The organism is Sedimentitalea sp. (assembly GCF_039973035.1).
Classification (GTDB): domain Bacteria; phylum Pseudomonadota; class Alphaproteobacteria; order Rhodobacterales; family Rhodobacteraceae; genus Sedimentitalea.
In genome coordinates this window covers 103,103-124,233 of sequence record NZ_JBDWLR010000085.1, presented here as the reverse complement: position 1 = coordinate 124,233, position 21,131 = coordinate 103,103, and the positions used below count along the sequence as shown (strand labels likewise).

Annotated in this window: 21 protein-coding genes and 2 pseudogenes; 9 read left to right on the top strand and 14 right to left on the bottom strand. The window is 57.3% G+C overall.

The features are described 5' to 3' along the window. Positions 1-5: 5 nt before the first annotated feature. Positions 6-2,747, bottom strand: a complete 2,742-nt coding sequence (cphA, locus tag ABJO75_RS21125) for a cyanophycin synthetase (RefSeq protein WP_348133849.1) — start codon at positions 2,745-2,747, stop codon at positions 6-8. Between the two features lie 229 nt (positions 2,748-2,976). Here cphA and ABJO75_RS21120 point away from each other — a divergent pair, with 229 nt between their 5' ends. Continuing rightward, positions 2,977-4,137, top strand: coding sequence for a succinylglutamate desuccinylase/aspartoacylase family protein (locus ABJO75_RS21120; RefSeq protein WP_348133847.1), 1,161 nt, complete (start codon positions 2,977-2,979; stop codon positions 4,135-4,137). Positions 4,138-4,168: 31 nt separating this feature from the next. Here the strand turns inward: ABJO75_RS21120 and ABJO75_RS21115 are convergent. The 5 genes and pseudogenes from ABJO75_RS21115 to ABJO75_RS21095 form a co-directional block, all read right to left on the bottom strand. Next, positions 4,169-4,522, bottom strand: a pseudogene (locus ABJO75_RS21115) (DUF917 domain-containing protein); the annotation flags it as partial. 54 nt (positions 4,523-4,576) lie between these two features. Next, complete coding sequence (locus ABJO75_RS21110) at positions 4,577-4,792, bottom strand: hypothetical protein (RefSeq protein WP_348133845.1); 216 nt, start codon at positions 4,790-4,792, stop codon at positions 4,577-4,579. Then, positions 4,793-5,005 carry a hypothetical protein gene (locus ABJO75_RS21105; protein WP_348133842.1) on the bottom strand — a complete coding sequence of 71 codons (213 nt, stop codon included), beginning with the start codon at positions 5,003-5,005 and terminating at the stop codon, positions 4,793-4,795. Between the two features lie 84 nt (positions 5,006-5,089). Further along, positions 5,090-5,350 (bottom strand): TOBE domain-containing protein, encoded by a 261-nt coding sequence (locus ABJO75_RS21100; RefSeq protein ID WP_348133986.1) that lies wholly within the window; start codon positions 5,348-5,350, stop codon positions 5,090-5,092. A gap of 318 nt (positions 5,351-5,668) precedes the next feature. Further along, positions 5,669-6,115, bottom strand: a pseudogene (locus tag ABJO75_RS21095) (ABC transporter ATP-binding protein); the annotation flags it as partial. A 3-nt stretch (positions 6,116-6,118) separates the two neighbouring features. Here ABJO75_RS21095 and ABJO75_RS21090 point away from each other — a divergent pair. Further along, positions 6,119-6,382: a hypothetical protein gene (locus tag ABJO75_RS21090; protein WP_348133840.1), complete on the top strand. Its 264-nt coding sequence runs from the start codon at positions 6,119-6,121 to the stop codon at positions 6,380-6,382. A 44-nt stretch (positions 6,383-6,426) separates the two neighbouring features. Here ABJO75_RS21090 and ABJO75_RS21085 read toward each other — a convergent pair whose 3' ends face one another. The 5 genes from ABJO75_RS21085 to ABJO75_RS21065 are packed head-to-tail and all read right to left on the bottom strand — an operon-like array spanning position 6,427 to position 11,133. Then, a complete protein-coding gene (locus ABJO75_RS21085; RefSeq protein ID WP_348133838.1) occupies positions 6,427-6,984 on the bottom strand; it encodes a DUF3833 domain-containing protein in 558 nt (185 codons plus the stop codon). Beyond that, on the bottom strand, positions 6,981-8,207 hold the full coding sequence (locus ABJO75_RS21080) for an MFS transporter (protein ID WP_348133984.1): 1,227 nt from the start codon (positions 8,205-8,207) through the stop codon (positions 6,981-6,983). Before ABJO75_RS21080 ends, ABJO75_RS21085 begins: the two co-directional genes overlap by 4 nt. Beyond that, entirely contained in the window at positions 8,207-8,701 is a 495-nt protein-coding gene (locus ABJO75_RS21075; RefSeq protein ID WP_348133835.1) for a hypothetical protein, read from the bottom strand. Before ABJO75_RS21075 ends, ABJO75_RS21080 begins: the two co-directional genes overlap by 1 nt. Then, a complete protein-coding gene (locus tag ABJO75_RS21070) occupies positions 8,694-9,851 on the bottom strand; it encodes a cyclopropane-fatty-acyl-phospholipid synthase family protein (protein ID WP_348133832.1) in 1,158 nt (385 codons plus the stop codon). Before ABJO75_RS21070 ends, ABJO75_RS21075 begins: the two co-directional genes overlap by 8 nt. Then, positions 9,790-11,133: an FAD-dependent oxidoreductase gene (locus ABJO75_RS21065; protein WP_348133829.1), complete on the bottom strand. Its 1,344-nt coding sequence runs from the start codon at positions 11,131-11,133 to the stop codon at positions 9,790-9,792. Before ABJO75_RS21065 ends, ABJO75_RS21070 begins: the two co-directional genes overlap by 62 nt. A 127-nt stretch (positions 11,134-11,260) precedes the next feature. Between ABJO75_RS21065 and ABJO75_RS21060 the strand changes: the two genes are divergently transcribed. Together ABJO75_RS21060 and ABJO75_RS21055 are read left to right on the top strand one after the other, a co-directional pair. Beyond that, entirely contained in the window at positions 11,261-12,031 is a 771-nt protein-coding gene (locus ABJO75_RS21060) for a DUF1365 domain-containing protein (protein ID WP_348133826.1), read from the top strand. Next, positions 12,028-12,753: an SDR family NAD(P)-dependent oxidoreductase gene (locus tag ABJO75_RS21055; protein ID WP_348133823.1), complete on the top strand. Its 726-nt coding sequence runs from the start codon at positions 12,028-12,030 to the stop codon at positions 12,751-12,753. Before ABJO75_RS21060 ends, ABJO75_RS21055 begins: the two co-directional genes overlap by 4 nt. A gap of 115 nt (positions 12,754-12,868) precedes the next feature. On the opposite strand, the gene ABJO75_RS21050 is transcribed toward ABJO75_RS21055, so the two are convergent. The 3 genes from ABJO75_RS21050 to ABJO75_RS21040 all read right to left on the bottom strand — a co-directional run bounded on the left by ABJO75_RS21050 (position 12,869) and on the right by ABJO75_RS21040 (position 15,618). After that, complete coding sequence (locus ABJO75_RS21050; RefSeq protein ID WP_348133820.1) at positions 12,869-13,504, bottom strand: ChrR family anti-sigma-E factor; 636 nt, start codon at positions 13,502-13,504, stop codon at positions 12,869-12,871. After that, positions 13,501-14,136 (bottom strand): sigma-70 family RNA polymerase sigma factor, encoded by a 636-nt coding sequence (locus tag ABJO75_RS21045; protein ID WP_348432566.1) that lies wholly within the window; start codon positions 14,134-14,136, stop codon positions 13,501-13,503. The genes ABJO75_RS21050 and ABJO75_RS21045 overlap by 4 nt, the downstream gene beginning before the upstream one ends. Positions 14,137-14,298: 162 nt before the next feature. Continuing rightward, positions 14,299-15,618 carry an MFS transporter gene (locus ABJO75_RS21040; RefSeq protein ID WP_348133817.1) on the bottom strand — a complete coding sequence of 440 codons (1,320 nt, stop codon included), beginning with the start codon at positions 15,616-15,618 and terminating at the stop codon, positions 14,299-14,301. Positions 15,619-15,883: 265 nt separating this feature from the next. Here ABJO75_RS21040 and cyoA point away from each other — a divergent pair, with 265 nt between their 5' ends. Genes cyoA through ABJO75_RS21015 form a run of 5 tightly spaced genes read left to right on the top strand, consistent with a single transcriptional unit; the run spans position 15,884 to position 20,612 of the window. Further along, a complete protein-coding gene (gene cyoA, locus ABJO75_RS21035; protein WP_348133814.1) occupies positions 15,884-16,882 on the top strand; it encodes a ubiquinol oxidase subunit II in 999 nt (332 codons plus the stop codon). 12 nt (positions 16,883-16,894) lie between these two features. Continuing rightward, positions 16,895-18,913, top strand: coding sequence for a cytochrome o ubiquinol oxidase subunit I (cyoB, locus tag ABJO75_RS21030; RefSeq protein ID WP_348133811.1), 2,019 nt, complete (start codon positions 16,895-16,897; stop codon positions 18,911-18,913). After that, on the top strand, positions 18,910-19,536 hold the full coding sequence (gene cyoC, locus ABJO75_RS21025) for a cytochrome o ubiquinol oxidase subunit III (protein WP_348133808.1): 627 nt from the start codon (positions 18,910-18,912) through the stop codon (positions 19,534-19,536). Before cyoB ends, cyoC begins: the two co-directional genes overlap by 4 nt. Then, positions 19,536-19,886 carry a cytochrome o ubiquinol oxidase subunit IV gene (gene cyoD, locus ABJO75_RS21020; protein WP_348133805.1) on the top strand — a complete coding sequence of 117 codons (351 nt, stop codon included), beginning with the start codon at positions 19,536-19,538 and terminating at the stop codon, positions 19,884-19,886. Before cyoC ends, cyoD begins: the two co-directional genes overlap by 1 nt. Then, positions 19,887-20,612, top strand: a complete 726-nt coding sequence (locus tag ABJO75_RS21015; protein WP_348133803.1) for an SURF1 family protein — start codon at positions 19,887-19,889, stop codon at positions 20,610-20,612. Positions 20,613-21,131 lie beyond the last annotated feature (519 nt).

Sequence of the window (21,131 nt, the reverse complement as noted above, 5' to 3'; positions counted from 1 at the left end):
AACCCTCAATCGTCGCGAACGATGCGAACGCCGCGTTCATCGCTGAACAGCTTGTACCCCTCGGGCACGTCAAACCCCTGAGCGGCAACCACATCCTCGGGCGGGATCGGCTTGGGGGATTCCTTGGGTTGGAAGTAAATGATCTGTTTCCACGAACGGGTGATGCCATCGCAGAAGATCAACAAGAGATCATGGGGCCGCGCCATTTCCAACCCGGTCTGAACCGAGTTTTCTTCGGACGGCACGACCTGAATCTGTTCTTCGCTGACGCCCGCCTCGATCAGCGTTGCCTTGAGCATCTCAGGAACCTCGTCGATCTCGCGCCCGCGCGGATTGTCGTCACTGTGACAGATATAGTGATCGAACTTGCCCGCCGCCTTCATGGCAATGGCACGCACATCCTCGTCACGCCGGTCACCCGGACAGGTCAGGCACACGATCCGCTTGCCCATCGGGTCAAGCCGCTCAACAAGGTCCACCATCGCGCCGACCGCCGCTTCGTTATGGCCATAGTCGAGGATCACCCGGAACCCGTGTTCGTCAAAGACGTTCATCCGGCCCGGCGACTGATAAAACGAGTTGTCGAACGTCCGCAAACCATTGCGGATCTGATCCAGCGTCAACCCGAGCGCATAGGCCATCGCGGTGGTGAACATGGCGTTCTGAACGTTGTGAACCGCCTTGCCCTCAAGCGTGGCCGGGATCAGATGCGTCCAGATCAGCGGGATTTGCTGGCCGTTGTCATAGATCACGATCTGATCGCCGTTCAGCCCCTGCTCCAGCACAACCGCATGTTTGCCCAGCTTGATATGTTCGCGCACGAGCGGATTCGCCGGTTGCGCCGAGACATAATAGATATGTTTGGCTGGCGTATGTTCCGCCATCTTCAATGTCTGGATATCGTCGGCATTCAGCACGGCAGCATTTTTGGCGACCTCGACAACCAGCCGTTTCACCTCTGCCAACTCATCCACGGTCTCGACCCCGCCCAGCCCGAGGTGATCAGAGGTCACGTTCAACACCGCCCCAACATCACAATGCGCATAACCCAGCCCCGCACGCACGATACCGCCGCGCGCGGTTTCCAGCACCGCCATGTCGACTGTCGGGTCGCGCAGTACCATCGACGCCGCCGTCGGGCCTGTCATGTCGCCTTTCACCGTCATCGTTCCATCGATATAGACCGCGTCAGTCGACGTATTGCCGACGGTATGCCCGGCCATTTTCAGAACATGCGCCAACATGCGGGCTGTCGTCGTCTTGCCGTTGGTGCCGGTCAGCGCCGCCACCGGGATGCGGCTGTTGCTGCCTTCCGGAAACAACATATCCATGATCGCGCCACCGACATCCCGTGACGTACCCTCGGACGGTGACAGGTGCATGCGCAGCCCCGGGCCGGCATTGACCTCGCAGATCGCACCGCCGGTTTCCCGGTAACTCTTGGTGATATCCGTCGTGAGGAAATCAACACCACCGATATCTAGGCCGACGCCCCTGATGGCCCGTTCGGCCATCGTGCGGTTGTCCGGATGCATCACGTCGGTCACATCGATCGCGGTGCCCCCGGTCGAAAGGTTGGCTGTTTTGCGCAGGTAAACCACTTCTCCATCACCGGGTACCGATCCGTGATCATACCCTTTTTCCGCGAGCAAGCGGTCCGCCGCATCGTCAAGCTCAAGCAGGGTCAGCATGTTTTCATGGCCCTTGCCGCGACGGGGGTCCTCGTTGATCTTTGCCACCAGTTCGGAAACCGTGCTGCTGCCGTCACCGACAACATGACCGGGCATCCGCTTGGCGGCGGCCACCAGCTTGCCATCAACGACCAGCAGCCGGTGATCATCGCCCGGAATCATGCTTTCGACGATGACCCCGGAACCTTCCGCTTCGGCGATATCATAGGCTGCCATCGCGTCTTCGGGGGTTTCAACATTCACCACGACGCCGCGACCATGATTGCCATCCACCGGCTTTAGAACCACCGGAAACCCGATCCGGTCAGCAAGGTCCGCGGCATCTTCCCGATCACGGGCATAGCGCTGATCGGGGACCGGCAGGCCGAGATCACCCAAAAGGCGCATACAAAGCTCTTTGTCCGAGGCGATCTCGGTGGCGATCTGCGAGGTCTGGCTCGACAATGCCGCCTCGATCCGCTTTTGAAACCGCCCCTGCCCAACCTGTATCAGGCTGGCATCATTCAGCCGCACCCATGGGATATCCCGATCTTCGGCAGCCTTGACCAACGCCAGCGCCGACGGGCCGAGGGCACGACGGTCAACATAATCCATGAAGTCCTCGAGCATCTCGGCGATATTGTCTTGCGAGGTTTCATCGTCCGGCGCGATCAGGTCGAGAATCAGATCGCGGGCGACGTCGCCAGCTTCCAGTCCGATATCCCGAGATTCATAGCCATACAGAACCTCGACCTCTTCTTCATGCGACGAAGGGCGCGAAAAAGCCGTTTGTGCCGGAGCACCTGCGTGGTTTTGCAGTGCCAATGCAACCTGAGCCATCAGTTCGCCAAGCGTGCAATCCGCTTCAGTGCGCGCACGCTCGAGAAACTGCGTGCCATCCTCGGCCACCGCATCCGCCAACGTCGGCACAAAGGTAAGCAGCGGGTCAATCAAATCATCCGCATAATCGGAAACCGGTTTGCCCGCCCTGCGATGCAGGTCGACCGTCAAACGGATCAGCGGCTGCTTGGCATAGATGTTCGGCCCGACATAGACAGAGGTATCAACGATTTGCATGAAATAGCTCCAAAATTGATGTCCGCCGGTGCGGTTGGATGGGTCCCGAGATCGAATTGGTAACGCGATCGCGTTGGAATAGGAAAGGACGATTTCGCTTCGAGCATCGTGACGGTTTACGCCATGCGGTGCAAACGCCCAAAAAAGCGCCACATCCTGGGCTTGACCAAATCGTCTCGCGTGACCAGACCGGACCCAACACCTCCCTGCATAACCAACCGAGTTCCTGATGACAGCGTATTCCGAAACCCCGCCTTCTGCCAAGCCAGCCACAAACCGCGAGACTTATCCCCTGCCCGGCGTCGCAGCCGGAACGCAACGGTCGGTGACCGCGCTACGCTTTGGCACCCCCGGCGCACGGCCCAAGGCCTATTTTCAGGCCGGGCTGCATGCGGATGAGCTTCCGGGAATGGTCGTTCTGCGCGAACTGGCTAAGCAATTGGAAACCGAAGCCAAACAGGGGCGCATCCTTGGCGAGATTATCGTGGTGCCGGTTGCCAATCCGATTGGTCTGGCGCAACGCAGTTTCGGATATATGCAGGGCCGGTACGACACCGGCGCAGCCAGCAATTTCAACCGCGATTACCCTGATTTGGCACCCGGCGTTGCTGATCGGATCAAGGGCAAGATCGGCGATGACGCCGATGCCAATGTCGCCACGATCCGCACCGCAATGGCGGAGGAGCTGGCCGCTATGACACCAGTCTCTGAAGTTGACGTTTTGCGCCATACCCTGATGCAATTGGCCCATGACGCGGATATCGTACTTGATCTGCATGCGGACAACGAAGCACAGATACATCTCTATACCGGCACTGCGCTTTGGCCCGAAGCACAGGATCTTGCAGCCGAAATCGACGCGCGCGCGGTGCTGTTGGCCGATTGTTCCGGCGGCAACCCTTTTGACGAAGCCTGCAGCGCGCCGTGGTGGACGCTTGCAGACCGTTTTCCCGACGCATCCATTCCGCCTGCCTGTCTGGCTGCGACGGTCGAACTGCGCTCCAACAACAGCGTCAGCGCCGCCGACATTCGTGACGATACCGCCGCCCTGATGCGGTTTCTGATCCGACGGGGCCTTGTAGAAGGACAGGTCGGAGCGGTGCCAAGGCTCTTGTGCGACGCCACGCCACTGACCGGAATGCAGCAGGTGATCGCGCCAGTCGCCGGTATCGTCGTCTACAATGCGGAACTGGGCGACACTGTGCGTGCCGGTGACGTCATCGCCACTATTACCGACCCGTTGGGGGACAGCGTCGATGTGGCGGCTCATACCGACGGGTGCCTGTTTGCCCGCCATGATCAACCTTATGCGTGGCCGGGCAAGATCATCGGCAAGATCGCCGGAACCACCGCGCTGGCAGAGCGCAAGGGGCGGCTCTTGACGGATTGAATGACGCATCTTCGGCTGGCTGTCGGTGGTGTCAGGCCACGGCGGGGCGATAGTCCTGATCCAATCCGGCATAGCGCGGACCGAACGCCGCGAGCCCCTTGGGGGTCGTGAACGGTTCCGGGGCGGGCAAGACGACGACGGAAACCGCCTGACCTTGGCGATAATTCGGATTGGTGACAGGTTCTCCACTGTCGGTGTCGATCAAGCAGACCAGATCGGGGATCGTGGCGTGAACCCCGTTGTTCAGCCAGCCCACCATGTTCTCGTTCTTCAACCAGATGCGATAGTCGCTGCCTTTATGCTCCCCGGTTCCGTCAATGGGTACTTTACCAAAGGTAAATCCATCACGAGTTTCCCAATCGCAGTCCGACACTGCGCCCCGGAAGACGACAGAGCTTTGCCCTTGTCGGCAATCGTATCGGCCACATCGCGCCCATTTTCACGTGCCTCGCGTCACGCCTTGCCCATCTCCATCGCACGGCTGATTGCACCCGGAATGATCGCGGTGAATTTCGAGCGCCTGATCGATGGCGGAAATGTTGTTGCGGATGACGTTCGACAGCGCACAGACGAGCTGCTCGCCGCGAGCATCATCACTCACATTCTCGCAGATTATGACCTCGCTCAAGCACATCAACGACAACAGCAGGATCACTCAAAACAGCTGCCCCCGGCGGTGCAGATCGACGATGATGTACATCGCCGGAAAGGCCAGCAGCACAACCACCAGCGACCCAAGCGACCCCGACCAGAGCGGGCGCAACGAGACGGTGAAATAGAACGACGAGTAAAACTTGGCGTAGTTGTCCCGGACAAAGGCAACGTTGAAGAAGCCCAGAGGATCGCGCTCAAAAAAAGCTGACAACATCCATGAAGGCCAGAGGCCCGAGGAAGAAGAACCACAGCATGGCGAGCGGGAACACTCCGATGAGGTATGGAACAATGGTGCAGTTCATGACGGAATCACCCAGACCCGATCAAGGTCAAAGCTGATTTCCGCACGCTCGCCGACCTCGAATTCCGGTGCACGGTCGCTGACCATGGTATGCACGATGGTGCCATCTTCGACGGTCAGTTCAGTCTCGATCGATGCCCCCAGCAGACGCACAAAGTTGACCGTGCCGATCGAACCACTGCTATCCTCCAGCGCCCGTTTGAGACGCAGGTATTCGGGCCGGATCGCAACCTTGTGGCGGCCTTGCAGACTGGCCATCTCGCCCGTGGGCCGTCCCAGCGTGATACCGTCCAGCACCGCGTCACCACCTTTGGTGAAGTCTAGTGTGATGATGTTGTTTGTCCCCACGAATTCGGCGACAAACTGCGCCTTTGGCCGGGCATAGACCTCGGTTGGTGTGCCTGCCTGCTCTATTGGGCCTTCGTTCAGAATGACGATGCGATCCGCAATCGACATCGCCTCGTTCTGGTCATGGGTAGCAAAAATCGTGGTGACGCCGCGCCTGCGTCGCAGTTTCTTGACCTCGATCTGCAAATGCTCGCGCAAGCCCGCATCCAAGGCGCTGAATGGCTCGTCCATCAGGAACTGCACGGGCTCAATCGCCAGCACGTGGGCAATCGCATCGCGTTGCCGCTGACCACCGGACAATGCCGAAACCGGCCGTTCTCCAAACCCGGACAGCCCGACAACCTCTAGCAACTCTTCTGCACGTGCCAGCCTCTCGGGCTTGGAAACCTTGCGGATATCCAGCCCTTAAACGATGTTTTCACCCACGTTCAGATGCGGAAAAAGTGCCCGGCTCTGAAACATTATGCCGATGTTGCGATTGTGGCAGTCGATACCGCTCAGATTCGCCGCATCCAGAAGCAGGGTGCCAGTTGTCTGCCCGTCGGGACCGTCAATGATGCGCAGCAAGGTGATCTTGCCGCAGCCCGTTCCGCCGAGCAGACAGATGAACTCTCCCGACTGGATATCAAGATTAACGTTCTGCAGAGCCTGATAGGATCCAAGGATCTTTCCCACAGTTTGCTAAGCAACCCGATCGACGAAAGCCTTGATCTGTATCTGCTCGACGAAAACGCCGAGATGTCACAAGGAAATATTGAGTCGACAACCTATCTCATGCTCGCCGGCACCCATGTCGGGCCGATACCCAATCACTATGCGGAAAACTGGGTCAAGACGGGAAAGCTGGTCGCGTGGGCGCCCGAAACCTATGGTAATCTATCCCTCATTCGCGCCATGCGTCTCGGCTCTGCAGAGCAGAATGATGTCACTGATCGCCTGTGAACCAAGCTTGATCGCGCTTGAAACCAACCCGTTTGCCCGACGGATCAGCCGGGATCAGGATCCGGGCGCATGGTCGCCACCAGTTCGGCAACCTTGATCCCGAATTTTCGCAACTCTGAACGGTTCATGATGACGCCATTTTCACTCAGGTAGAGCCAGTCTGTTACCGTCAACGTGTGCCCGCCGACCTCTGGCGGCAAAACGATCCTGTACTCCATTTGCACCGTCGCGCCAGAGATCACACCATGTGCCTTACCCACGATGTCATCTGCGGTTGCGGTGAACGTGTCCCCCGGCCCCAGCGTCAGAAACCACTTGCGGCTTTGCTTGCGTCCAGTGGAATAGGTGAACTCTTCAGACAGGGTACCAGTATCGCCATCCCATTCACCATGCATCCGGGCGACAAAGCGGCTGGTGACCTTGCCATTGGGCCCATAGATCAAACCCTCAGACAAGATCGGCCCTGACAGGTGGGTCTTAAGCGCAAACTGCGGACCTGTGTTGGCATAGTCAGACGGCGTCTGCGCGCGAAAGCTGAACAGCATAGTCTTGGCGACCATAACCGCAAGCACAATCAGGAGCAGCGCAAGAATGAGTTTCATGGAGTTCGGTCCTCTGTCGGAAGCGCCAGAACAAGTCCAAATGCGCCGAGTTTCAGGAAACAGGGTATGACGGCATAGCAAATGTTCAGCGCGCTCAAGGCGGCGGCATCGTTTTGCGCACCGGGAATGAACCCACTGCGCTGCAGTACCGGCAACACGGCAAAGGCCGCGAGTGCGAGGCCAAGCTTTCCAGCGAACGACCAGATGCCAAACGCTAGCGAAGCCCGCAGCCCCGCCCGGGTCAGCGCCACCGAGAACATCGCGGGAAGGATCACCAGATCTGCCCCCAACGCGGCTCCCGAAACCACGCAGATAACGGCAAAGCCCGCCAGATTCCCCGGCGCAAGAAATGCCGCGCCGACGAACCCAAGAATGGCCAGCGGCATGGCCATCATCAAGGTGGTCCGAGGACCCAGCTTCTTGCTGCACTTTGTCCAGAACGGCACGCTTAACCCGGCGCTGAGAAAGAACAGGATCAAGAGCGGCCCGGCCCTTCCCGACAGGCCCAGACGGTCTTCGACAAAGAACAGAAAAAGGGTCGAAGTAATGGCGACTGGCAAGCTGTTGATCAGGGCAAGCAGCAAGAGGCGCAGGGCCCCGGCCTCTCCTAGCCCAGACAATGAAAGCCGATCACCAACAATCACTGGTCGGCGCCAGATCGGCAGCGTGACCAGGGCTGTAACCAAGGCAAGCGCACCGAGGAACAAGCCAAAAGCAGGGTACCCCTGCGCCTCTGCCCCCAACGCCAAAAACACCGTCGGCGCGATGGCCGCGATCACGACGCCCGCCAGCATACCGCCCTCGCGAAAAGCGGCCAACGTCATCAAACCATCCGGTGTGGGGTCTTTGGCCAAGGTTGCACTGCGCCCATAGAGCAGGATCATCCCAAGGCTGTAGGCAGAAAACAGCAGGATCAGGATGCCGACCAGTTGAGCAATGACATGCGGTCCACTGCGTGGCGTAAAAAGCGCGGGAAATCCGATGGCAAGCCCAAGTGCTGCAGCCACGGCAAACAATGTTTGCGCTCGTGGCCAGCGATCGATGGCCCATCCGATCAACGGATCCTGAACCAGATCGACCAGCCGGATCAGCAGCAGGATGGTTCCGATCGTACCCAACCCGATCCCCAGATTCACCGATGCGAAGCGCGGAAGATGGATGTAGAGCGGAATTCCGGCAGCGGCCAGCATCAGCGCATAAAGACTGACGCGCGGGTAGAGCATCATTCGCCCTTCAGATTGCGGGTAAATGTGCGCGACCGTGTATTCTCACCCAGGAAAATCGCCATAAAACGAGTTTTGATCTGCGGATGTCGCAACGTGCAGGTCGGCGCGCCGTTCAGCCAGAACCCAATCCGGTTCGGCCCCTGCGACACGGCAACAAACCGGTCGCCGCGGCGCACATCCGCAAAACACTGATCCAGCCGGTCACCTATCGGGATCGCGCCGCCGATGCGTTCCAATTCGCGCATCGTGTTCTCAGAGAGGTCTTTGCCGCTGAGATCGCGCATATATGTCAACTCAATCGCGAATTCCTGATCCCAGTTCAGCGGCGCTCCGGTTTGAGTATAGAGCCGTGCCTTGTAGAGCGGGAAGCCGAACAACCGAAACACGGCCTCGCCTCGCAACTCCGCATCAGGTAAGGCATTTGCAATGGTTGATGCCTGCCCCAGCGCAGGAACCAACAGCACTAGGCAAACACAAAGTCCCCTAAGCATGGGCCAACTCGACCTGAACGACATCGGTATGCCCGATGGCAAAAGACGCCGCGCAACTTTCAAGATAATACTGCCAATTGCGAAAAAACGCCTCGCCATACCCCATTTCGGTGATCCTGCGCTTTTGCGCTGTCAGGCGGTCGGCCCAGATGCGGCAAGTCTTGCCGTAGTCCGTGCCAAAGGAGAAACTGTCCTGCACTTTGAGACCTGCGGCCTGTGCCTGTTCCCGGATCACGCGATCCGAAAGCAACATGCCGCCTGGAAAGACATATTGGCGGATATAGTCCGACGAGGTCCGGTAAGTGTCGAAAAAGCCATCCTTGACGGTAATAACCTGCAAAAGAATGCGGCCACCCTCGGCGAGTTTGCGTTTGAGAACATCGAAATAGTCAGGCCAGTACCGCGCCCCCACGGCTTCGATCATTTCAATGGACACGATATTGTCGTAAGTCCCCTCAATGTCCCGGTAGTCACGCAACTGGATGTCAGCGCGCCCGTCGAGGCGGCAATCTGCATAACTGTGCTGGCTGGGCGAAATGGTCACACCGGTCACGTCGCGCCCCTCGGAACTGGCCTGTTCGGCAAAGCCGCCCCAGCCGCAGCCAATTTCCAGCACGCGCTCGCCCGATCCCAATCGTGACAACACGCGGGCATTCTTGCGGGTCTGCGCCCGCGCTAGGTCGGTTTCCCCATCCGCAAACAGCCCGGCGGAATAGGTCATGCCATCATCCAACCACAACCCGTAGAATTCATTCCCCACGTCGTAATGCGACCGGATATTGCGGCGTGCTCCCCGCCTTGAGTTTGCTCGCAGCATGGTATCGACCATCCGGAACTTTGCGCGGCTGAGCGGGCTCGCCTGATCATAGGAACTCAGATGCGCACGGTTGCGCATGACCAATGACATCAGGGTTTCGATTGACGGTGTATCCCAAAGACCCTGAACATAGGTCTCGCCAAGACCCACCTGCCCATGCGCCGCCATTGCGGACACGGCAGCCCAGTCGTGAATCTTGATCTCCGCCTCCGGTCCGGAATGACCAAAGCGATAGCGTTCCCCTTCAGGGGTGCGCAGGATCAGTTGCCCCTCACGCACATGCGCGCAGGTCGACAGGAAATTCGTTTTCAGGGCCCTGTTGGTCAAACGCATTGTTCAGTCCTCTGTGGTTTAGGGGGTCATTCAGTCTGCGCACAATGCGCATGGCGCTGGCGATGCCGTCTTCGTGAAAGCCGTGACGGTTCCATGCACCTGCAAACCAAGTGCGGTTCTGCCCCTGTAGTTCGAGAATGTCTCGCTGCGCAGAAAGTGCCGCCTCGTCGAAAACCGGGTGGGCGAACTCGACCGTGTCATAGATCATGTCTTGCGGAATTTCGCGCGATGGATTCAGCGTCACGAACAACGGATCGCTTTCTGGAATGCCCTGCAACCGGTTCATCCAGTAGGTCACGCCGATATGCCCCTGTTGCGAGCGATAGCTCCAGCTCGACCAACAGGCGCGACGGCGCGGCATCTGGTTGGGATCGCAATGCAGAACCGCGCGGTTCGGTTGGTACCGGATGCTTGACAAGGCCGCGGTTTCTGAAGGCGTGGCCTGTTCGCCAAGAATGCCCAAGGCCTGATCCGAGTGACAGGTCAGCACCAATTCGTCATAGATTTCAGGTTCATTGCCATCTGTTTCAAGCTGCACCTGCAACTCGCCGCGGTGCACATTGCGGACCGGCGTTCCAGTGCGAATGCTGCACCCGCGCGCGATCAACGCGGCCTCAAGGCGCTTTACGTATTCGATGCTTCCACCCTTGACCGTCCACCATTGATGTTCCGTCGATCCGGCCAACAAAGCGTGATTGCGGAAAAATCGCACCAACGATCTGGCCGGGAACTGATCGACTTCGGCAACAGGCGTGGACCAGATGGCCCCACACATGGGCATCAGGTAATGCTGGCGAAAACTCTCGCCCAATCCGAGTTCTGCGACCAACTCTCCGATCGTCATGTCGTCGCTGTTGGCGGCGGCCTCGGCGCGTTTACCAAAGCGAAGGATGTCGGCAATCATTTTGTAATACTGCGGTCGGAAAAGATTGCGCTTCTGCGCAGTGATCGAGCCCAAATTGGTCAGACCGTACTCGAACCGGCCGTCGTCGATACTGGCGCCAAAGCTCATCTCGCTCTTGATGACTGGCACATCGAGATCCCGAAACAGCCGGATCAGGTTTGGATAGGTCGCGTAATTGAAAACGATGAACCCGGTATCGACCGGTTGATCCCCGTTCTTACCCGCAATCACTGTCCGGGCATGACCGCCCAGCCTTGGCGCGGCCTCATACAGGGTCACATCGTGATAGGGGGACAGGTAATACGCCGCAGAGAGACCGGAAATGCCACCTCCGACAATAGCAATCTTCTTGCGCGCTCCCGAAGTTTGATCCAGCATTCAGTCCTCATCTTTCAATCGTTATGGGTAAGATACGCGCCAGTCGGCTGGGCGGATCACTTGTTTCTACAGGAAATTTTCGCGTGGGATTGATCCGATGGGCCATCGCATGCGTAACTGAATTGAAATGCTAGAATATGTCGCTGCCAGAACCCATCACAGCCGCAGAGGCGCGTTAAAAAACGCCTTCACCTATGGCGTCGATTTTGTGTTGACCGATCTGCAATCGGACTGGCCCGCCCTGATCTCGCGCAATCGTTTTAATCTCTGGTCAATTCGGGATCGCGATTACGGTGGCCCGCGTGGTGAAGGTCGCGGCGTCGCCTGGTTTCGCGACGTTCTGGCCGAGCGGGGGTTCTTTGATGACACCGCACATCTGCTGTTGCTGACACAACCCGCGTGTCTCTGGTTTCAATTTAATCCCGTCAGCTTTTGGATCGCCATGGTCGACGGCAGACCTCGGGCCTTTGTTGCCGAGGTCAACAGCACGTTTGGGCAGCGGCACTGCTATTTCTGCGCCCATGACGATTTCCGCCCGATCGAACGATCCGATAGAATGACCGCCGAAAAGATGATGCATGTCTCTCCGTTCCAAAAAGTTCAGGGGACGTACCTATTCAATTTCGGCATTACCGAAGATGCGGTCGATATCCGGATTTCCTACGAGAACGGTGACCAGGGTGTTCTGGCAACCTTGACCGGAAAACGACAGACCGCCGGTAACGGGTCATTAATACGTGCAGCGCTGCAGCGCCCTCTGGGCGCGGGACGGGTGGTGGCCTTGATACATTGGCAGGCTCTGATCCTGTTTCTCAAAAAGGCGCCGTTCTTGCGTCGCCAACCGGCGCCGGACCTCTTGATCACTGAGGGCAACGGGCATCGGGATGCGCCAAGATGATTTCGTTTTCCGGCAAGACCTATTGGCTCGTCGGTGCCAGCGAGGGCATGGGACGCGAACTGGCAAAGCAGTTGAGTGCGCAAGGCGCACATTTGATCCTAAGCGCCCGCAATGAAGAACGGCTCCGGAGCCTCTGCGACAGCATTCCAAACGCCCGCCCCTTGCCGTTGGATGTGACGGACCCAAAGGCGGTACAATCCGCGGTCGACGAAATCAGACAGATTGATGGCGTAATCTACAACGCCGGGTCCTATGACCCGATGCCTGCAACAGATTGGGACAGTGACGCGGCACTTACGATGAGTGATGTGAATTTCACGGGTGCTCTACGTGTGCTGGGACAGGTCGTGCCACGTTTCGTGGCGCAGGGAAGCGGCGATATCACGTTGGTCGGGTCCCTGGCCGGCTATCACGGTCTGCCAGCCGCGATCGGCTATGGTGCCAGCAAGGCCGCGCTGATCAGCCTTGCTGAAACGATGCGTTTTGATCTCAGGAATTCGGGCGTGGTTGTACGCGTCGTTAACCCCGGATTTATCAAGACCCGCCTCACCGAAAAGAACAGCTTTCGCATGCCGATGCTTATGACGGCCGAAGACGCAGCAGAGCGTGTGTTGAAAGCGATGCGCAAGCGACGCTTTCGTACCGATTTTCCGGCCCCGTTTTCCTGGGCAATCCGTGTACTGCCGTTTGTGCCGGATTGGCTGATCTATCGCGGGCGCTGACATCTTACGGTCCAGCACATAGCCATTAACTCCGCTCGAACAGCTTGAAACAAAAAGGAACCACCGTGAAATCCGGTGGTTCCGTTATCTGAAGTAGCCGTGAGTGGTGGTTGGTTCAGATTCTAAAAATCGGTTGCAGCAATCGTGGCACGAGTGCGTTGAACCGCAGCCGGGCATCCGTTGCCGCAAGACAGATACAGGCATCGCCCGGATCGGCGACAGGAGTATGTTCGAGGTCTTCGTCGGCAATCTCCAGATCGCCAACGCCGAACCGACCGGTCTCGTCACTGAAACTGCCCTGTAGGACCAAGGTCAGCTCCATCCCGTTATGGCCGTGATCAGGCACAGCCTGACCAGGTGGAATGTGCAAAAGGCGTACCGACCCGTTTTGATCTTCAGACAGGATATCCTGTCGGACCCCCATGCCCAGTGTCTTCCAGCGCGGGGCACGCCCCTTTAGCGCCTCCATGACCGGTCCGGGATAGACCCCTGACCGCTCATAGATCGGTTCGGGTGTAAACGGTGCGTCCAGCAGGGAAAGGATGTCGTCTTTCAGTCCCGATGAGACTGCAACAGTATCCGTCTCTTCAAGCAGGACACCACCAACGGCCTGATGCGCCTGCAACCCGGCGCGGCACTGTGCGCACATGGAAACATGGCTGGCGACGACCACGGCAAAGGCGCGCGGCAGAGTTCCTGCCGCATAAGCCGCCAACAAGCCGTCGGAAATGTGGTGAGTTATGGCACTCATGAGTTGAGGTCCTTCAATTCGTGTCTCAGGCGTTCCAGTCCCAACCGGATACGCGACTTTATAGTTCCAAGGGGCAGCCCGGTCTGCGTGCTGATCTCTTGATGGGACATGTCGCCCATATATGCTTTTTCAATCATGTCTCGCTGCTCGGCAGTGAGCCGGGCGAGAGCTTGCTTCAACAGTTCCGTTTCCTGCTCCAGCCCCAGGATCTGGCTGGCATCCGGCTCCGCTCCGGGGTCTTCGCGCAACTCTTCCGGCATCGGCCGGCTTTCCTTTCGCGCAACGTCGATCTGACGATTTCGCGCGATTTGATAGACCCAGGCCGAAACCTGTGCGCGGTGAGGATCGAACATCCCCGCTTTGCGCCATACGGTCAGCATCACATCCTGCACGATTTCTTCGGCCCGATGGCTCGAGGCCCCCGACCGCATGATGAACCCTTTCAGGCGCGGTGCGAAGAAATCGAACAACGCCCCAAAGGCGGCGCGGTCGCGTTTGTCACGAACAGCGATCATCCAGAGTGTTTGCTGCGACAGGTCGGTATTTGTCTGCGGCACGGGTTTCTTTTCCTCGCGGGGTACCGTGGGAACACGGCGCGGGCGCTGCCCGATGGATGCGGTCTGTGTCAACATAATCAGACTACGCAGCGACAGGGAACATGGATCAATATTCTTTGGAAAAGTTCCCCGAGGGTCCTTACGGACCCACACCACCCAGTTCTGGCATGCCGACATAGAATGCCAGCGGGTTCTGTGTATTAATCCTTGAAAATAACGCGACGCGGGTTGTCCGTGTCATGGTCTTGCATCGCTCTCACGCGGGTGATCATCGTGGCGTCGGCGGAACAGGTTGAGCGCGACCAATGTGCAAATCGCGCCAGAAAGAAGATAGGCACCGGCGGACCACAACCCCAGGCTTTCGGTCAACGCCAGTGCAACAAAAGGTGCAAAGCCCGCACCGAACATCCATGCAAGATCCGCTGTCAGATTCGAAGCCGTGTAGCGATTTTTCAGGGCAAATCCGGATGCCCCGAAACCAGACGACTGACCGAAAGACAGGCCAAGCAATATGAACCCAAAAACGACATAAAGGGTCTCACCGATGAACCCCATACTCAGGACAGCCGGGAATATCACCGCAAACCCTGCGATCGCCATGGCGCAGGCCGACAGAAATGGGACGCGCCCGTACTTGTCTGCGATGGGACCCGAGGCAACAATCGCACCGACACCGCACACGGCGCCAATGATCTCGATAAACAGAAAGGAGATCAAATCCTGCTCTGCGTGCAACATGATCCAGCCCATCGGGAAAACCGTGACCATATGGAACAGCGCCAGTGTCGCCAGCGGGGTAAAGGCCCCAAGAATGATGTCCCACCATTCCTCCCGAACAGTTGTCAGGGGCGGCCCGGGGCTTAACTCGGTCTCGGAAAACAGTGTCTTGAATTCGTCGCTGATCACCATGCGCAGCCGCGCAAACAGCGCCACGATGTTAATTCCGATGACGACAAAGAACGGATAACGCCAGCCAAAGATGAGAAACTCTTCTTCGGTGAGCGACGTCGTCAGATAGATGTACAGCCCGCTGGCCATGATCAGCCCCAGGGGCGCGCCAAGTTGCGGGATCAGGGCCATTCTTCCCCTGCGGTCTTTGGGCGCATTCATTGCCAGCAGTGAAGACATTCCGTCCCATGAACCGCCAAACGCTGCGCCCTGCCCCATGCGGAAAAGGCACAAGCTCGCGATGCTGAGCCACCCTTCCTGTTCGTAGCCGGGAATAAAGGCGATCGCCACGGTACTTGTGCCCAGAAGAAACAGCGCAGCCGTCAGCTTGGTGCCGCGGCCATAACGTCTGTCGACTTCGGTGAATATCAATGTCCCGACAGGCCGGGCCACAAATGCCAACGCCAGGATGAGAAAGGCATAGAGCATCCCGGCGACAGGCGATGCGAATGGAAACATGTATTTTGGAAAGACCAGAACAGATGCGATCGCAAAGACGAAGAAATCGAAAAATTCCGCCGTGCGCCCGATCACAACGCCGATAACGATATCAGAAACACTTACGTGTTCGCGAGAACCACGTGGCTGAGTTTCTGAAACAGACTGCATCTGATACCTCATGGCATTCAATCGTTCACGGTCCGCGACCAATTTACTAACCCTTGGCCGTTAGCAAAGCATGGCCGGGTGTTTTTGTCACTTGCATACAAACAGCTAGAACTTTTTCTCGCTGAGATGAGAGTGTAGGAAAAAGTCAGAAATAGCTAGATGCCGATAGGAAAATAGGTATCCTGCGCCACATGCCCGGTCAAAATTATCGCCAGCGCGTTAGCACATTCTTCCGTTGTTCTGGTAGGTAGAGAGATGTCGTGATGTGATCAGATACAAGCACATACCCGTTATTATGTCGTCGATCTTGTTGTCCGGCTGTCAGTTCGATGTGCTGGCGCCATCCGGATACATCGCCGAACAATTGCGGGATGTGCTGACGATTACCACCGTGCTGATTCTGGTGATCGTGCTTCCAGTGATGGTGACCATCGTCGTGTTTGCGGTTCGCTATCGAAAGTCCAAGGGGACGGGTGCGTACGATCCAGAGTTTCACCATTCATCACAGCTTGAGCTGCTGATCTGGGCTGCACCGCTGATCATTATCATCTGGCTGGGCGCCCTGACCTGGGTGAGCACTCACAAGCTTGATCCCTACCGCCCTCTTGATACCGAGGCGACAGGTGTCACCGAAGGAGAAATTCCGCTGAAAATCCAGGTTGTGTCGATGGATTGGAAATGGCTGTTCTTCTATCCACAATACGGCGTTGCCACGGTGAACGAGGTGGCCGCACCGGTGGATCGGCCCATCCGTTTCGTACTGACCTCGACCGAGGTGATGAACGCGTTTTACGTCCCCGCATTGGCAGGCATGATTTACACGATGCCTTCGATGCAAACCCAGCTGCATGCGGTGATGAACAAGCCGGGTGTCTATAAGGGTCGGTCATCGCATTACAGCGGCGCGGGCTTTTCCGGGATGCGGTTCAAGTTTCACGGGCTGTCAGATGGCGATTTCGATGAATGGATCAAGACCGTCGGCAGCACTGGCGAAATCCTGAACAGGGACAGATACGGTGAACTGCTCAAACCCAGTTCCCGCAATCCGGTGGCATATTTTAAGGCTGAGGACGACACACTTTACCATGATATCGTCAACCGCTGCGTTGAACCGGGACAAACATGCATGGATGAGATGATGTCGCATCAGAAACACGCCGAAAATGCCACCACAGGTCTCTTCAATATAAAAGATGATCTCTGCCTTGCCTCGGTTGAGGGAAGCGCTTCACTTGGCGATTCTACCACAAGCCGCTCAAACTGACAGGGTACTGGCATGGCAGCCGAAGAACACGCTATCAAGAGCAGTTTCCTTTTCGGGCGCCTGACCCTGGAAAAACTGCCATTCGACGTACCCGTCGTATTGGGGACCTTTGTTGTCGTGGCGATACTCGGAATCTGTGTGCTTGCCGCGATAACCTATTTCAGGCTTTGGGGCTATTTGTGGCGCGAATGGTTCACCAGCGTGGATCACAAGAAGATCGGGATCATGTACATGGTTCTGGCCCTGATCATGTTCCTGCGTGGGTTTGCCGATGCGATCATGATGCGGCTGCAGCAGGTCATGGCATTCGGCGGCTCCGAAGGTTACTTGGTTCCGCACCACTACGATCAGATTTTCTCCGCGCATGGCACGATCATGATCTTTTTCGTGGCGATGCCCTTTGTCACCGGCCTGATGAACTTTGCTGTGCCGTTGCAAATCGGCGCACGCGACGTGTCGTTTCCGTTCCTCAACAACTTTAGTTTCTGGATGACCGTCGGAGGCGCGATCCTGGTGATGATTTCGCTCTTTGTCGGCGAATTTGCCCGTACAGGATGGCTGGCCTTTCCACCGCTATCCGGGGTTGAGGCGAGTCCGGATGAAGGGGTCGATTATTATATCTGGGGCGTTCAGATCGCCGGGGTGGGAACGACCTTGTCTGCGATCAATCTGCTGGCAACCATCCTGAAACTGCGCTGCCCCGGCATGACCATGATGCGGATGCCCGTGTTCGTCTGGACAGCCCTCTGCACCAATGTACTGATCATCGCGATTTTCCCGGTCCTGACGGCGACCTTGGCGATGCTCGCGGCAGATCGCTATCTTGGGATGAATTTCTTTACCAACGACCTGGGCGGAAACCCGATGCTCTATATCAACCTGATATGGGTCTGGGGGCATCCGGAGGTCTATGTTCTGATCCTGCCGGTCTTTGGAGTCTTTTCCGAAGTTGCGGCGACCTTCAGCGGCAAGCGGTTGTTTGGCTACAACTCGATGGTCTATGCGACGATCTGCATTACCATCATGTCCTATCTGGTCTGGCTGCACCATTTCTTTACCATGGGGTCCGGGCCGTCGGTGAACTCGTTCTTCGGGATCGCGACAATGGTCATCTCAATCCCGACCGGAGCCAAGATATTCAACTGGCTGTTCACCATGTATAAGGGCCAAATCCGGTTCGAACTACCGATGATGTGGACCGTCGCGTTCATGCTGACATTCTGTATCGGCGGTATGACAGGCGTGATGCTCGCCGTACCGCCAGCAGATTTCGTGCTGCACAACTCGCTGTTTCTGGTCGCGCATTTCCATAACGTGATCATTGGCGGTGTGGTCTTTGGCGTCTTTGCCGGCATCAACTATTGGTTTCCCAAGGCCTTTGGCTTTCGGCTGAATGAGTTTTGGGGCCGGGTCAGCTTCTGGTTCTGGGTTACGGGTTTCTGGGTCGCATTCGCGCCGCTCTACGTCATTGGCTTGATGGGCGTGACGCGGCGGATGCGGGTGTTTGAAGACGACTCGCTTCAGATCTATTTCGCCATCGCCGGCATTGGCGCTTTGTTGATTGCGTGCGGGATTATTGCGCTGCTGGTTCAGATCTTTGTCTCGGTCCGCGACCGAAAGCAACTGACGGATGAGACGGGCGACATCTGGGGTGGGCGCACGCTGGAATGGTCAACTTCCTCGCCGCCGCCAAGCTATAACTTTGCCAAGACCCCGATGGTTCATGATCTCGATGGATGGCACGACATGAAAGAGCATGGCTATCAAAGGCCCGAAACCGGCTTTGAACCTATTCACATGCCGCGCAATACCGGCGCCGGACTAATACTGGCAGTCCTCAGCACCGTGTTGGGCTTTGCGCTGGTCTGGCATATCTGGTGGCTTGTGATCGTGTCGTTTGTCACGCTGATTGCAACGGCCATTCTTCACACATTCAACTATGACCGGGATTTCGACATTCCATCATCGGATGTCGAAGAGATCGAAGGGGCGAGGACACTGTCCCTGAGTACTAGGGTGCAGCAATCATGACCTTGCAAACCGTTTCCACACCCGATGATCCCCGAGTTTTCCATCCGGCGACCGAGCCGCATCATTCAGAAGGTCACAGCACCCCATTGGGTTTCTGGATTTACCTGATGAGCGATTGCCTGATCTTTTCGACCTTGTTTGCGACCTTTGCGGTGCTGGGCAACAACTACGGCGGTGGCCCCGGCCCAAAAGAGTTGTTCGAGCTGAATTTGGTGGCGGTAAACACGGTCCTGCTGTTGATCTCGTCCATCACCTTCGGGTTCGCCATGCTCGCCATGCAGGACAATGATCAACCGCAGGTGATGAAGTGGTTGACGATTACTGCGGCCTGCGGGTTGGGTTTCTTGTGTATTGAACTCCATGAATTTACCCACCTAATCGGCGAAGGAGCAGGGCCGTCGCGGTCTGCGTTTCTGTCGGCGTTCTTTGTCCTGGTCGGCACCCATGGACTGCATGTTACATTTGGCCTGATCTGGATGGGAACGCTGGCTCTGCAGGTCCGCAAACACGGGCTGACCACGGCGAACCGCCGGCGCTTGGGCTGCCTGTCGATGTTCTGGCATTTCCTTGACGTCATCTGGATCGGCGTATTCACCTTTGTCTATCTGATGGGGATGATCTGATGAGCACTCCGCAAGCCCACAGCGAGGATCATGCAGCCGAGATGCCGCATGGCACAAGGCGATCCTATATGACCGGGTTCGTGCTGGCTGTGATCCTGACATTCATCCCCTTTGCACTCGTCATGGCTGGTGGGTTTGCCTCGGCCAGGTTGACCGCTTTTGTGGTTCTGGCCTTCGCCATCGTCCAAATCGTCGTTCACATGATCTATTTCCTGCATATGAACCTCAAATCCGAAGGCGGCTGGCGGTTCATTTCCCTGGTCTTCACCATGATCGTTTTGATCATCGCCCTCGTTGGTACGATGTGGGTCATGCACAACATGAACTCGTACATGATGCCCGGCATGTAGTTGGCACATTTGCCAGATCATGACCGCCGACGCCCGTTCTGGCAGGTCACGCTTGTCCTGATCTCAGGCGCATTGCTTGCCCTGTTGTTTATAGGGCTGGGTGTTTGGCAGATTGAACGCCTCGCCTGGAAACGCGACTTGATCGACAGTGTCCAGACGCATTTGTCAGCAGAACCGGTGCCGTTGGATACGGTTTTCGATCTCGCGCCGGAAGATCAGGAATACCGGCGGGTACAGGTGTCCGGCGTGTTCGATCACACCGCCGAGACCTTCACCAAGGCGGTCACCGAGTTGGGCGGCGGGTACTGGGTGATCACACCTTTGCGTGTGGATGATGGGCAAACAGTGCTGATCAATCGCGGTTTCGTTCCACCTGATCGCCGCGACCCGACAACCCGTCAGGACGGGCTGATCGACGGTCCCGTGACGGTAACCGGTCTGATACGTCTCAGCGAACCCAAGGGCGGGTTTCTAAGGGACAACGATCCGCAGGCCGACCTGTGGTATTCCCGCGATGTGGCCGCGATTAAAAGGGCCAGAGCCTTGGGCCCAACCGCCAGCATCTTTGTCGACGCCGAGGCATCGGTTGCCGCGCCGATCGGCGGCCTCACCGTTGTGAAATTTCGAAATACCCATCTGATCTATGCGGTGACATGGTTTGCTCTCGCCGTGCTGGTTGCTTTCGGAATGGCGTTCGTCATTCATCATGAAAGGCAACTCCGCTGATTTGGACCTCCACAAGTTTCGCTGCGGCCTGGTGCATATGTTAGGCAGCCCTCTGTTCGAAGGCCACGTGTGAATTCCCTCCCCTGCGTGAATGATTTCGGAGCGGGCTGTAGAAGTCGTTTATGTATTCGACGCAGATGATCTCGAGTTCTCGACGCGCGTGCCAGTCGCAGCGCCAAACCATGATCAGTGCGGTGACCTGCTAGGAACCTGTTCATCGTTTCAGCGGGCAGTTGAGTTCCGTGCCGCGTCGCGGCGATGAGAGCGGGAGCAAACACGCCGACGCTTTGCAATTGATCTCATTGGTCTGCTTCCGTTCACGCGCGTTGCGTTCCAAATCCTTCATCATTTCGGCTTGCTCAGTCGTGATGCCACCACACTGACCCGTATCGTCCTCGATCTTCTAAGCCTATTCATTCAGCGTTTGCGGTGCACAACCGATCTTCGGCACAGTCGTCGCCCAACGCCTTTTATGCTGCCCATACCGTCCAACAGTGTCCGCCCGGCAAACCCGCTGCG